This is a genomic window from Streptomyces sp. YIM 98790, from assembly GCF_011421595.1.
Taxonomy (GTDB): Bacteria; Actinomycetota; Actinomycetes; order Streptomycetales; family Streptomycetaceae; genus Streptomyces.
The window spans coordinates 1-13,385 of the sequence record NZ_WTLH01000017.1; the positions used below are offsets into that span (position 1 = coordinate 1).

11 protein-coding genes and 1 pseudogene are annotated in these 13,385 nt (G+C 73.6%); all 12 read right to left on the reverse strand.

Annotated elements, in window-relative coordinates; all coding sequences use genetic code 11:
* A pseudogene (locus GQS09_RS05200) lies at positions 1 to 555 on the reverse strand (primosome assembly protein PriA); the annotation flags it as partial.
* A 133-nt stretch (positions 556 to 688) separates the two neighbouring features.
* Complete coding sequence (gene metK / locus GQS09_RS05205) at positions 689 to 1,897, reverse strand: methionine adenosyltransferase (protein ID WP_165984791.1); 1,209 nt, start codon at positions 1,895 to 1,897, stop codon at positions 689 to 691.
* A gap of 167 nt (positions 1,898 to 2,064) precedes the next feature.
* A complete protein-coding gene (coaBC, locus tag GQS09_RS05210; RefSeq protein ID WP_313895997.1) occupies positions 2,065 to 3,339 on the reverse strand; it encodes a bifunctional phosphopantothenoylcysteine decarboxylase/phosphopantothenate--cysteine ligase CoaBC in 1,275 nt (424 codons plus the stop codon).
* A gap of 7 nt (positions 3,340 to 3,346) precedes the next feature.
* A complete protein-coding gene (gene rpoZ / locus GQS09_RS05215; protein ID WP_093839672.1) occupies positions 3,347 to 3,619 on the reverse strand; it encodes a DNA-directed RNA polymerase subunit omega in 273 nt (90 codons plus the stop codon).
* Positions 3,620 to 3,663: 44 nt separating this feature from the next.
* Entirely contained in the window at positions 3,664 to 4,257 is a 594-nt protein-coding gene (gmk, locus tag GQS09_RS05220) for a guanylate kinase (protein ID WP_165984792.1), read from the reverse strand.
* A gap of 37 nt (positions 4,258 to 4,294) precedes the next feature.
* Positions 4,295 to 4,618: an integration host factor gene (locus GQS09_RS05225; protein ID WP_093839670.1), complete on the reverse strand. Its 324-nt coding sequence runs from the start codon at positions 4,616 to 4,618 to the stop codon at positions 4,295 to 4,297.
* Positions 4,619 to 4,917: 299 nt separating this feature from the next.
* A complete protein-coding gene (gene pyrF, locus GQS09_RS05230) occupies positions 4,918 to 5,814 on the reverse strand; it encodes an orotidine-5'-phosphate decarboxylase (RefSeq protein WP_165984793.1) in 897 nt (298 codons plus the stop codon).
* Positions 5,811 to 6,956 (reverse strand): quinone-dependent dihydroorotate dehydrogenase, encoded by a 1,146-nt coding sequence (locus GQS09_RS05235; protein WP_313895998.1) that lies wholly within the window; start codon positions 6,954 to 6,956, stop codon positions 5,811 to 5,813. The genes pyrF and GQS09_RS05235 overlap by 4 nt, the downstream gene beginning before the upstream one ends.
* 1 nt (position 6,957) lies before the next feature.
* The gene (gene carB / locus GQS09_RS05240) at positions 6,958 to 10,278 is read right to left on the reverse strand and encodes a carbamoyl-phosphate synthase large subunit (RefSeq protein WP_165984794.1); all 3,321 of its coding nucleotides are present in this window, start codon (positions 10,276 to 10,278) and stop codon (positions 6,958 to 6,960) included.
* Positions 10,262 to 11,422: a glutamine-hydrolyzing carbamoyl-phosphate synthase small subunit gene (carA, locus tag GQS09_RS05245; RefSeq protein ID WP_165984795.1), complete on the reverse strand. Its 1,161-nt coding sequence runs from the start codon at positions 11,420 to 11,422 to the stop codon at positions 10,262 to 10,264. The genes carB and carA overlap by 17 nt, the downstream gene beginning before the upstream one ends.
* A complete protein-coding gene (locus GQS09_RS05250; RefSeq protein ID WP_243761133.1) occupies positions 11,419 to 12,075 on the reverse strand; it encodes a hypothetical protein in 657 nt (218 codons plus the stop codon). Before GQS09_RS05250 ends, carA begins: the two co-directional genes overlap by 4 nt.
* A complete protein-coding gene (locus GQS09_RS05255) occupies positions 12,072 to 13,385 on the reverse strand; it encodes a dihydroorotase (protein ID WP_165984796.1) in 1,314 nt (437 codons plus the stop codon). The genes GQS09_RS05250 and GQS09_RS05255 overlap by 4 nt, the downstream gene beginning before the upstream one ends.

Sequence of the window (13,385 nt, forward strand, 5' to 3'; positions counted from 1 at the left end):
GGGAGCGGCGGGCGGCGGCAGCGGCGCCCCGGCGGGCTCCTCCTCGGCCCGGGCCACCCGCGGCGGCACGGCGAGCTGCACCACGTCGGCGAGCGAGCCGGCGTAGCGGTCGGCGACCGCGCGGCAGAGCCGCAGCAGCCCGGGGCCGAGCACCTCTTCGGTGGACAGGACCTGGGCGATCGGGGCGAGCACGCCGGGGAAGTCGCTCTCGGCGGCACGCTCCACGATGAAGCCGTTGATCAGCCGGCCGCCCTCGCGGCGGCCGCCCCGCTCCCCGGCGCCGAAGCGGACCCGCACCCGGACACCGGGCCGGGCCTGGCCGTCCATCGCGGCGGGCACGGCGTAGTCGAAGTAGCGGTCGAGGTGGAGCTGGCCCTTGTCGACCAGGACCCGGGCGACGGGCAGCCGCTCGGCGAGCGGTGCCCCGCGCCAGGTGCGCGGGCGGGCGCGGGGCGCGGACTTCCTTCGGGCCGCCCGGATCAGCGAAAGCTGTTCGGCGCCGCCCGCGCCCGGCTCTCCCTCCCCGGCGCTCCGGCCGCCTTCACCGCTGCTCACCAGCCCAGTACACCAGACCGCGCCGACACCGCGGCCTCCCGGCGCCGCCGGCGGCCCGGCGGAGTCCGGCGGGAACGCGGACAGCCGCCGGGCACGGAACCCGGCGGCTGCGGCAGGCGGCGGAGGGGGCGGCCTACAGGCCGGCGGCGCGGCGCAGGGCGTCGACCCGGTCGGTGGTCTCCCAGGTGAAGTCCGGCAGCTCACGGCCGAAGTGGCCGTAGGCGGCGGTCTGGGAGTAGATCGGCCGCAGCAGGTCCAGGTCGCGGATGATGGCGGCCGGGCGCAGGTCGAAGACCTCGGAGATGGCCTTCTCGATCCGGTCCGTGGCGACCGCGGCGGTGCCGAAGGTCTCCACGAACAGGCCCACCGGCTCGGCCTTGCCGATGGCGTAGGCGACCTGCACCTCGCAGCGGCGGGCCAGCCCGGCGGCGACCACGTTCTTGGCGACCCAGCGCATGGCGTAGGCGGCGGAGCGGTCCACCTTGGAGGGGTCCTTGCCGGAGAAGGCGCCGCCGCCGTGCCGGGCCATGCCGCCGTAGGTGTCGATGATGATCTTCCGGCCGGTCAGCCCGGCGTCGCCCATCGGGCCGCCGATCTCGAACCGCCCGGTGGGGTTGACCAGCAGCCGGTAGTCCTCGGTGGACAGGCTGATGCCCTGCTCGGCCAGTGCGGCGAGCTCCGGCTCCACCACGAACTCCCGGATGTCCGGGGTGAGCAGCGAGTCCAGGTCGATGTCGGAGGCGTGCTGGCTGGACACCACCACGGTGTCGAGCCGCACCGGACGCTCGCCGTCGTACTCGATGGTGACCTGGGTCTTGCCGTCCGGCCGCAGGTAGGGGATGGTGCCGTTCTTCCGCGCCTCGGTGAGGCGGGCGGCCAGCCGGTGCGCCAGGGTGATCGGCAGCGGCATCAGCTCGGGGGTGTCGTCGCAGGCGTAGCCGAACATCAGGCCCTGGTCACCGGCGCCCTGCCGGTCGAGTTCGTCGTCCTCGCCCTCGACCCGGGCCTCGTAGGCGGTGTCCACGCCCTGGGCGATGTCCGGCGACTGCGCGCCGATCGACACCGAGACGCCGCAGGAGGCGCCGTCGAAGCCCTTCTTGGAGGAGTCGTAGCCGATGTCCAGGATCTTGCCGCGCACCAGTCCGGCGATGTCCGCGTATGCCTTGGTGGTGACCTCGCCGGCCACGTGCACCAGGCCGGTGGTGATCAGGGTCTCCACGGCGACCCGGGAGGACGGGTCCTCCTTGAGGAGGGCGTCGAGAATGGTGTCGCTGATCTGGTCGGCGATCTTGTCCGGGTGGCCCTCGGTCACGGATTCCGAGGTGAACAGACGGCGGGACACGGCGCTCCCTGGGTTTGCAGCGGCTGCTGACTGACGAAGAGGAATGCACGGCCACGGTGTTCGGGCTCGACGGCCGTTCCCGGCCAGCATATCGGTCCGGACACGTGCGCGGGCAGAGTCTGTCCGGTTACTGGGCGACCGGCCGGGCCGTGGGGATTCCGTGCAGGTCAGGCGGGGTGGGCCGAGTCCCAGCGGGCCACCACGGCATCCCAGACCCGGTCGGCGAGCGCCTCCTTGGGGCCGTGCGGGACCATGATCTCCGGCCCCCGGGCGTCCAGGATGACGGCCTCGTTCTCCTCGGTGCCGAAGGCCAGCCGTTCCCCGACCTGGTTGACCACCAGCAGGTCACAGCCCTTGCGGGCCAGCTTGGCGCGGCCGTTGGCCAGCACGTCGTCGGTCTCGGCGGCGAAGCCGACCACGAGCTGCCCGGGGTCGGGCCGCCCGGCGGCGAGCCCGGCCAGGATGTCGGGGTTGCGGACCAGCCCGATCGGGTCCGGTTCCCGGTCGTCCCGCTTCTTGATCTTGCTGCCGGAGCGGTCCGCGGGCCGGAAGTCGGCCACGGCCGCGGCCATCACCACGGCGTCGGCGCCCCGGGCGGCCCCGGTGACCGCCCGGCGCAGCTCCTCGGCGGTGCCGACCCGGATCACCTCGGCGCCGGCCGGATCGGGCAGCTCGGTGTTGGCGGCGACCAGGGTGACCCGGGCACCGCGCGCCAGCGCGGTACGGGCCAGGGCGTACCCCTGCTTGCCGGAGGAGCGGTTGCCCAGATAGCGCACCGGGTCCAGCGGCTCGCGGGTGCCCCCGGCGCTGATCACCACATGGCGGCCGGCCAGATCCTGCTCGGCGGCGCGCGGCCCGCGGGCCAGCACCCGGCGGCAGAACGCGAACAGGGCCTCCGGCTCGGGGAGCCGGCCCTTGCCGGTGTCCGCCCCGGTCAGCCGGCCCACGGCGGGCTCGATCACCAGGGCGCCGCGGCGGCGCAGCGCGGCGACGTTCTCCCGGGTGGCCGGATGCTCCCACATCTCGGTGTGCATGGCGGGTGCGTAGACCACCGGGCAGCGGGCGGTGAGCAGGGTGTTGGTCAGCAGGTCGTCGGCCAGGCCGTGGGCGGCCCGGGCCAGCAGGTCGGCGGTGGCGGGGGCCACCACCACCAGGTCGGCGTGGCGGCCGATGCGGACGTGCGGCACCTCGTGGACGGACTGCCACACCTCGGTGGCGACGGGCCGGCCGGACAGCGCCGACCAGGTGGCCTCGCCGACGAAGTTCAGGGCGGCGGCGGTGGGCACCACGGTGACCGCGTGCCCGGACTCGGTGAACCGCCGCAGCAGCTCGCAGGCCTTGTAGGCGGCGATGCCGCCGCTCACGCCGAGCACCACCTCGGGACGGCCGCCCGGCCGTGCGGGGCCGCCCGGCTCGGCCGGCAGGGCCGCGGGTTCTGCCACGGACCGGCTACTCGGTCGGGCCGTCGATGGCCTCGGCGGTCAGCAGACCGGCGTTGATCTCGCGCAGCGAAATGGAGAGCGGCTTCTCGTGCACGTGGGTGTCCACCAGGGGGCCGACGTACTCCAGGAGGCCCTCGCCGAGCTGCGAGTAGTACGCGTTGATCTGGCGGGCGCGCTTGGCGGCGTAGATCACCAGGCTGTACTTCGAGTCGGTGGCCTCAAGCAGCTCGTCGATCGGAGGGTTGATGATGCCCTCCGGCGGGGCGATGGACGAGGACACGCGCTGCCTCCGAATGGGGTTGTGAACGGTGATCGGGCAAAAGATCAGGACAGACTCATCAAGGCTAGCAGCTCGGCGACCACGGCCTCGACGGAGGTGTTGACCAGGGTCAGGTCGAACTCCGACTCGGCGGCCAGCTCCACCCGGGCGGCGTCCAGCCGGCGCCGGATGACCTCCGGGGCCTCGGTGCCCCGCCCGGTGAGCCGGCGCACCAGCTCCTCCCAGGACGGCGGCGCGAGGAAGACCAGCCGGGCGTCGGGCATGGCCTCGCGCACCTGCCGGGCGCCCTGGAGGTCGATCTCCAGCAGCACCGGCTCGCCCGCCTCCAGCCGGTCCAGGACAGGCCGACGGGGAGTGCCGTAGCGGTTGCCGGCGAACTCGGCCCACTCCAGCAGCTCCCCGTTGGCGATGAGCTTGTCGAACTCCTCGTCCTCGACGAAGAAGTACTGCACACCGTGCCGCTCGCCCGGGCGTGGTCTCCGCGTGGTGGCCGATACCGAGAGCCAGACCTCGGGATGGGCCTTGCGGAGGTGCGCGACGACCGTGCTCTTGCCGACCCCGGAGGGACCGGAGAGCACGGTCAGTCGCGGACGACCGGCCGGTGTTGCGGGGGCCGCCCCCCGGGATGCACCACTCATGCGGTGATTATCCCGGCTACCCGCCGCGCCGAGAAATTCAGGAGGAGCCGGCCCCGAATTCACGCTCAAGCGCCGCGATCTGGTTGGAGCCGAGTCCGCGGACTCGCCGGCTCTCGGAGATGCCGATCCGCTCCATGATCTGCTTGGCCCGGACCTTGCCCACACCGGGCATGGACTCGAGCAGGGCGGAGACCTTCATCTTGCCGATGACATCGTTCTCCTGGCCCTGCTTGATCACCTCGTGGAGCGAGGCGCCGGAGTGCTTGAGCCGATTCTTGACCTCGGCGCGCTCCCGGCGAGCCGCGGCGGCCTTTTCGAGCGCGGCAGCGCGCTGTTCAGGGGTAAGGGGCGGAAGAGCCACGCCTACGTCACCTCAGGTGTCGAACTGTCGGATACGGATGTGGTGAGGAACCTAACGGCCCCGCACCCGGCGGAGCAACATGCAACGCGCCCTGCAACTCCGCTCTCGTCGGAGACTAGCGGCCCAACGCGCCACAGTCAGCGAGATCAGCCGAAAACTCCTGGTCAGCCTCTACTGAAAGGGACATTCCCGGACAAAACCATGGCCGTTTTCGGTCCGGAATCCTTCCCTCCGGCGGGAAGGAGAGCCGGGGCCGGCCGCTCACACGCCCGGCGCGCGGGCCGGCAAGGGCGTCCGGCTCACCTTTCCGACACCCGTTCCCGGCCGTCCAGCGCCGCCGCCAGCCGCTCCGACTCCTCCCGGACGGCCTGGCGCAGTCCCTCCGCCGAGGGGCCCCGGCTCAGCACCCCGCGGCTGACCGAGGGCAGCACCCGGTGCACGGCGGCACCGAACAGCCGCGGCAGGTCCGCGGCGGTGGCCCCCTGGGCGCCCAGCCCGGGCGCCAGCAGCGGCCCGCCCATGTCCAGGTCCACCCCGGCCTCGGCCAGGGTGGCGCCGACCACCGCGCCGAAGGAGCCCAGCGGCTCCGGGCCCCGGTTCTCCTCGGCGAGATGGTCCAGGATCACCTGGGCGACCGGACGGCCGCCGACGGCGGTGGCCCGCTGCACCTCGGGGCCCTCCGGGTTGGAGGTCAGGGCCAGCACGAAGACCCCGCCGCCGAAGCGCCGGGCGGCGTCCAGGGCGGGCCGCAGCGAGCCGAATCCCAGGAAGGGGCTGACCGTGACGGCGTCGGAGCACAGCGGGCTGCCCGGGGTGAGGAAGGCGTCGGCGTAGGCGGCCATGGTGGAGCCGATGTCGCCGCGCTTGGCATCGGTCAGCACCAGCGCGCCGGCCGAACGGGCGTCGGCGATGGCGCGCTCCAGCACCGCCAGGCCCCGCGAGCCGTGGCGCTCGAAGAAGGCGGCCTGCGGCTTGAGCACCGAGACCCGGTCGGCCAGGGCCTCCACCACGGTGCGGGTGAAGCGCTCCAGGCCGGCCACGTCGTCGTCCAGGCCCCAGCCGGCCAGCAGCGAGGCGTGCGGGTCGATGCCCACGCAGAGCGGGCCACGGGTTCCCATGGCCCGCCGCAGCCGGGCCCCGAACGGCTCGGGCGCGCCGGAGGTGCTGCCGGGAACGCCTCCGGGAGTGCCGGTCATCGGGTCTCCGCCTTCCGGGCCGCGGCGCCGACCGCGTCGGCGAGGGTGGGATAGGGGCTGTTCCGCAGCCGCGCCGCCAGGCCCTTGCGCACCGCCCGGGGCCAGAACGGCCCGCGGTAGACGAAGGCGCTGTAGCCCTGGACCAGGGTGGCCCCGGCCAGCACCCGCTGCCAGGCGTCCTCGGCGTCCTCGATGCCGCCCACCCCCACCAGCACCAGCCTGTCGCCCACCCGGGCGTACAGCCGGCGCAGCACGGCCAGCGAGCGTTCCCTGAGCGGGGCGCCGGAGAGCCCGCCGGGCCCGATCTCCCCGATCCGCCCGGCCGGCGTGGCCAGCCCCTCCCGGCCGATGGTGGTGTTGGTGGCGATGATGCCGTCCAGGCCGAGGTCCACGGCCAGGTCGGCGACCGCGTCGATGTCCTCGTCGGCCAGGTCCGGGGCGATCTTGACCAGCAGCGGGACCCGCCGCTCCGGCACGGCACGGCCGGCGGCCTCCCGCACCGCGGCGAGCAGCGGGCGCAGCCGCTCGGTGGCCTGGAGGTCGCGCAGCCCGGGGGTGTTGGGCGAGCTGACGTTGACCACCAGGTAGTCGGCGTACGGCGCCAGCCGCTCGGCGGAGGTGACGTAGTCGGCGACCGCGTCCCGCTCGGGCACGGCCTTGGTCCTGCCGATGTTGACCCCCACCACGGCGTGCGGGAACGGCGGACGGCCGGCCCGGCGGCGGCGCAGCCGTCCGGCCACCGCCGCCGAGCCCTCGTTGTTGAAGCCCATCCGGTTGATCAGCGCCCGGTCGGCGACCAGCCGGAACAGCCTTGGCCGGGGATTGCCGGGCTGGGCCTGTCCGGTGACCGTGCCGACCTCGATGTGGTCGAAGCCGAGCATGGCCAGGCCGTCGATGCCGGCCGCGTTCTTGTCGAAGCCGGCGGCCAGGCCGAACGGTCCGGGCAGGTCCATGCCCAGCGCGGTGATCCGCAGCGCGTCGTCGCGGTGGCCGAGCACCCGGGCGGCGGCTCCCCGCACGCCGGGCACCCGGGCCGCGCCGCGGATACAGGAGAAGGCCAGCCGGTGGGCCCGCTCCGGGTCCATCCGGGCGAAGGCCAGCCGGAAGAGCAGCCGGTAGGCCCGGTGCTGGGTGGGATGCACGTCAGTTCTCCCGGGCCGCGGTGAGGAAGGCGGCGTGTTCCTGGAGGGAGCTGACGCCGACCGCGCCGCGCACCAGGGCGTCGATGGCCTGGGTGGCGGCGGCCAGCGCCTGCACCGTGGTCAGGCAGGGCACGCCCCGGGCCACGGCGGCGGTGCGGATGTCGTAGCCGTCGAGCCGTCCGCCGGTGCCGTGCGGGGTGTTGACGATCAGGTCCACCTTGCCGTCGTGGATCAGGTCCACGATGGTGGGCTCGCCGTCCGGGCCGGGGCCCTCGCTGTGCTTGCGCACCACCGTGGCCCGGATGCCGTTGCGGCGCAGCACCTCGGCGGTGCCGGAGGTGGCCAGCAGTTCGAAGCCGTGCTCGGCCAGCACCCGGGCGGGCAGGATCATGGCCCGCTTGTCCCGGTTGCGCAGCGAGACGAAGGCCCGGCCCCTGGTGGGCAGCGCCCCGTAGGCGGCGGCCTGGGACTTGGCGTAGGCGGTGCCGAAGGCCGCGTCGATGCCCATCACCTCGCCGGTGGAGCGCATCTCCGGGCCGAGCACGGTGTCCACGCCGCGGCCCTGGATGTCGCGGAAGCGGCTCCAGGGCAGCACCGCCTCCTTGACCGAGATCGGCGCGTCCAGCGGCAGGTCGCCGCCGTCCCCGCGGGCCGGCAGCAGGCCCTCGGCGCGCAGTTCGGCGATGGTGGCGCCGAGCGAGATCCGGGCGGCGGCCTTGGCCAGCGGCACGGCGGTGGCCTTGGAGGTGAAGGGCACGGTGCGGGAGGCGCGCGGGTTGGCCTCCAGCACGTAGAGGATGTCCCCGGCGATGGCGAACTGGATGTTGATCAGCCCGCGCACGCCCACCCCCCGGGCGATGGCCTCGGTGCAGGTGCGCAGCCGCTTGATGTCGTAGCCGCCGAGGGTGGTGGGCGGCAGGGCGCAGGCCGAGTCGCCGGAGTGGATGCCGGCCTCCTCGATGTGCTCCATCACCCCGCCGAGGTAGAGCTCCTGGCCGTCGTAGAGGGCGTCCACGTCGATCTCGATGGCATCGTCCAGGAAGCGGTCGATGAGCACCGGGTGGTCGGAGATCAGGCCGGCGTGGCGCTGGAGGTACTCGGCGAGGGCGGCCTCGTCGTAGACGATCTGCATGCCGCGCCCGCCCAGCACATAGCTGGGCCGGGCCATCACCGGGTAGCCGATCTCGGCGGCGATCCGCTTGGCCTCCTCGAAGGAGAAGGCGGTGCCGTACTTGGGGGCGGGCAGCCCGGCCTCGGCCAGTACCCGGCCGAACGCGCCGCGTTCCTCGGCGGCGTGGATGGCCTCCGGCGGGGTGCCGACGACCGGCACGCCGTTGTCCTTCAGGCCCTGGGCCAGGCCCAGCGGGGTCTGGCCGCCGAGCTGCACCAGCACCCCGGCCACCGGGCCGGCGGCCCGCTCGGCGTGCACGATCTCCAGCACGTCCTCCAGGGTGAGCGGCTCGAAGTAGAGCCGGTCGGAGGTGTCGTAGTCGGTGGAGACGGTCTCCGGGTTGCAGTTGACCATGACGGTCTCGTAACCGGCGGCGCTCAGCGCGAACGAGGCGTGCACGCAGGAGTAGTCGAACTCGATGCCCTGGCCGATGCGGTTGGGCCCGGAGCCGAGGATGATCACGGCGGGCTTCCGGCGCGGCGCGACCTCGGTCTCCTCGTCGTAGGAGGAGTAGAAGTACGGGGTGCGGGCGGCGAACTCGGCGGCGCAGGTGTCCACCGTCTTGTAGACGGGACGGATGCCCAGGGCGTGCCGGACCTCCCGGATCACCTCTTCGCGCAGGCCGCGGATCTCGCCGATCTGGAGGTCCGAGAAGCCGTGCCGCTTGGCGTGCTCCAGCAGTTCGGGGGTGAGCCGCTCGGCCGCGGCGATCTCCTGGGCGACCTCGTGGATCAGGAAGAACTGGTCGACGAACCAGGGGTCGATCCGGGTGGCGGCGTGGACCTCCTCGGCGGTGGCGCCGGCCCGGATGGCCTGCATCACGGTGTTGAGGCGCCCGTCGGTGGGGACGGCGGCGGTGCGCAGCAGCGCCTCCTTCTCCTCCGGGCCGCCCGGCTCCCCGGTGAAGGAGAACTGGGAGCCCTTCTTCTCCAGCGAGCGCAGTGCCTTGTTGAGCGCCTCGGTGAAGTTGCGGCCGATGGCCATGGCCTCGCCCACCGACTTCATGGTGGTGGTCAGGGTGGCGTCGGCGGCCGGGAACTTCTCGAAGGCGAACCGCGGCACCTTGACCACCACGTAGTCCAGGGTGGGTTCGAAGGAGGCCGGGGTCTGCTCGGTGATGTCGTTGGGGATCTCGTCCAGGGTGTAGCCGATGGCCAGCTTGGCGGCGATCTTCGCGATCGGGAAGCCGGTGGCCTTGGAGGCGAGCGCCGAGGAGCGGGAGACCCGGGGGTTCATCTCGATGACCACGACCCGCCCGTTGTCCGGGTCGACCGCGAACTGGATGTTGCAGCCGCCGGTGTCCACCCCGACCTCCCGGATCACCGCGATGCCGATGTCCCGCAGGACCTGGTACTCGCGGTCGGTGAGGGTCATGGCCGGGGCGACGGTGATGGAGTCGCCGGTGTGCACGCCCATCGGGTCGAGGTTCTCGATGGAGCAGACCACGACCACGTTGTCGTGCCTGTCGCGCATCAGCTCCAGCTCGTACTCCTTCCAGCCCAGGATGGACTCCTCCAGGAGCACCTCGGTGGTCGGGGAGAGCGCCAGGCCCTGGCCGGCGATGCGGCGCAGTTCCTCCTCGTCGTGGGCGAAGCCGGAGCCGGCGCCGCCCATGGTGAAGGAGGGCCGGACGACCACGGGGTAGCCGCCCAGGGTCTCCACCCCGGCCAGCACCTCGTCCATGGAGTGGCAGATCACCGAACGGGCGGACTCGCCGTGCCCGGTCTTCTCCCGGACCCGCTCCACGACCTCCTTGAACTGGTCGCGGTCCTCGCCCTTGCGGATGGCGGCCACATTGGCGCCGATCAGCTCGACGCCGTACTTCTCCAGGGTGCCGGCCTCGTGCAGGGCGATGGCGGCGTTGAGCGCGGTCTGGCCGCCCAGGGTGGGCAGCAGCGCGTCCGGCCGCTCCTTGGCGATGATCTTCTCGACGAACTCCGGGGTGATGGGCTCGACATAGGTGGCGTCGGCCATCTCCGGGTCGGTCATGATGGTCGCCGGGTTGGAGTTGACCAGGATCACCCGCAGGCCCTCGGCCTTGAGCACCCGGCAGGCCTGGGTGCCGGAGTAGTCGAACTCGGCGGCCTGGCCGATGACGATCGGGCCCGAACCGATCACCAGTACGGACTGGATGTCAGTGCGCTTCGGCACGGTGGGCCTCCATCAGCGAAACGAAGCGGTCGAACAGGTAGGCGGCGTCGTGCGGTCCGGCCGCCGCCTCGGGGTGGTACTGGACGCTGAACGCGGGCCGGTCCAGCAGCCGCAGGCCCTCCACCACGTTGTCGTTGAGGCAGACGTGGCTGACCTCGACCCGGCCGTAGGGGGTGTCGGTGGCGCCGTCCAGCGGGGCGTCCACCGCGAAGCCGTGGTTGTGCGCGGTGACCTCCACCTTGCCGGTGGTGCGGTCCTGCACCGGCTGGTTGATGCCGCGGTGCCCGTACTTCAGCTTGTAGGTGCCGAAGCCGAGCGCCCGGCCGAGGATCTGGTTGCCGAAGCAGATGCCGAACAGCGGGGTACGGCGCTCCAGCACGCCGCGCATCAGCTCCACGGCGTGCTCCGCGGCGGCCGGGTCGCCGGGGCCGTTGGAGAAGAACACGCCGTCGGGCCGGACGGCCTCGATGTCCGCGGCGGTGGCGGTGGCGGGCAGCACGTGCACCTCGATGCCGCGCTCGGCCATCCGGTGCGGGGTCATGCCCTTGATGCCCAGGTCCACGGCGGCCACGGTGAACCGCTTCTCCCCGAGGGCCGGGACGGTGTACGGCTCGGTGGTGGCCACCTCGGCGGCCAGGTCGGCGCCCTTCATCGGCGGCACGGCCCGCACCCGGGCCAGCAGCTCCTCGTGGCGGTCGATCGCCGGGCCGGAGAAGATGCCGACCCGCATGGCGCCGCGCTCGCGCAGATGGCGGGTGAGGGCGCGGGTGTCGATGCCGCTGATGCCGACCACGCCCTGGGCGGTCAGCTCCTCCTCCAGGCCGCGCCGGGCGCGCCAGTTGGAGGAGACCCGGGCCGGGTCGCGCACCACGTAGCCGGCCACCCAGATGCGGCGGGATTCGGGGTCCTCGTCGTTGACGCCGGTGTTGCCGATGTGCGGGGCGGTCATCACGACCACCTGGCGGTGGTAGGAGGGGTCGGTGAGGGTCTCCTGGTAGCCGGTCATGCCGGTGGAGAACACGGCCTCGCCGAAGGTCTCCCCCACGGCCCCGTAGGCGCGGCCGCGGAAGGTGCGGCCGTCCTCCAGGACCAGTACGGCGGCAGGGCGTCCGCCGCCGGCGGGGTTCGTCGCAGCGGTGGTCATGGTGTGCCTTCCTGGTGGTGCTGTCCGGCCGCGGGCCGGCCGTCGCGCTGCCGCGCGGCCCGCGGTGCGGTCGTGCCGGGCGGGCCGGCCGTGCTGCCGGCCTGCCGCCCGGCGAGGGCGGTGAGGGCGTCCACCCAGCCGGGGTGCTGGGCGGCCCGGTCGGAGCGGAAGCCGGAGTCCAGCAGCCGGCCGCCGTGCTCCCAGGTGATCACCAGCAGCGCGTTCTCGGTGAGCACCTTGCCGGCGATGGCCTTGTCCAGGCGTGCGCCGCGCAGCCGGGAGGCGGGGATGAAGAAGTCCTGCGCGCCGGGCCGGTCGACCCGGACCCCGCCCTCGGTGAGGGTCAGCTCGGCCCGGCTGCGCACGCCGAGGCCGTGGGCGACGATCCGGTCCAGCCACTGCCCGGCGGTGGTGGTGCCGTGGTAGCGCCCGGCCAGCCGCAGCCGGCCGTCGTCCGGGCCGGGGGCCGCCGCCTCGGGTGGGGCGGGCAGCGCGGGCAGATCGGACTGGAGCAGGCCCCGCCACTGCCAGCCCTGCCGCATCAGCCAGTAGACCAGGACCACGACCAGGGCCAGCCCGATCGTCCAGGCCAGGTAGCCGGGCCAGGCGGCCCCGCCCGTCCCGGCGGCGGCGGCGGTGATGCCCGCGCTCATGCCGCGGCTCCGTCCGTCAGGGCGCCGTCGGACACCGTGGCGCGGCCGCGCAGGAAGGTGTGGGTGACCCGGCCGGGCAGCTCCATCCCCCGGTACGGGGTGTTGCGGCTGCGCGAGGCGAACGCCGAGGGCTCCACCGGCGAGCGGTGGCCGGGGTCCCACAGGGTGAGGTTGGCGGGCTCCCCGGCGGCGACCGGGCGGCCCTGTCCGGGCAGCCGGCCGATACGGGCGGGCCGGAAGGACATCCGCTCGGCGACCCCCGCCCAGTCCAGCAGCCCGGTGTCCACCATGGCGTGCTGCACCACGGACAGCGCGGTCTCCAGCCCGACCATGCCCATGGCCGCCGCGGCCCATTCGCAGTCCTTGTCCTCCTGCGGGTGCGGGGCATGGTCGGTGGCCACCACGTCGATGGTGCCGTCGGCCAGCGCCTCCCGCAGGGCCCGCACGTCCGCCTCGGTGCGCAGCGGCGGGTTGACCTTGTAGACCGGGTCGTAGGACCGCACCAGTTCGTCGGTGAGCAGCAGGTGGTGCGGGGTGACCTCGGCGGTCACCGGCATGCCCCGGGACTTGGCCCAGCGGACGATCTCCACCGAGCCGGCGGTGGACAGGTGGCAGATGTGCACCCGGGAGCCGACGTGGGCGGCGAGCAGCACGTCCCGGGCGATGACCGATTCCTCGGCCACCGCGGGCCAGCCGGCCAGGCCGAGTTCGGCGGAGACCGGGCCCTCGTTCATCTGGGCGCCCTCGGTGAGCCGGGGCTCCTGGGCGTGCTGGGCGATCACCCCGTCGAAGGCCTTCACGTACTCCAGCGCGCGCCGCATGATCACCGCGTCGTCCACGCACTTGCCGTCGTCGGAGAAGACGGTGACGGCGGCGGCCGACTCGTGCATGGCGCCGAGTTCGGCGAGCTGCTTGCCCTCCAGCCCGACGGTGACCGCGCCGACCGGCTGGACGTCGCAGTATCCGGCCTCCCGGCCCAGCCGCCAGACCTGCTCCACCACACCGGCGGTGTCGGCGACCGGGAAGGTGTTGGCCATGGCGTGCACCGCGGTGTAGCCGCCGCGGGCGGCGGCCCGGGTGCCGGTGCGCACGGTCTCGGAGTCCTCCCGGCCGGGCTCGCGCAGATGGGTGTGCAGGTCCACCAGGCCGGGCAGCAGGATCCGGCCCGCCGCCTCGATCACCGTGGCGCCGTCCGCCCGGGCCGCGGTGTCCGGGCCGTCGCCGACGGCGGCGACGGTCCCGTCCTCGATCAGCACGTCCTGCGGTTCCCCGCCCAGGACCCGGGCGCCGCGGATCAGCGTCTTGCTCAT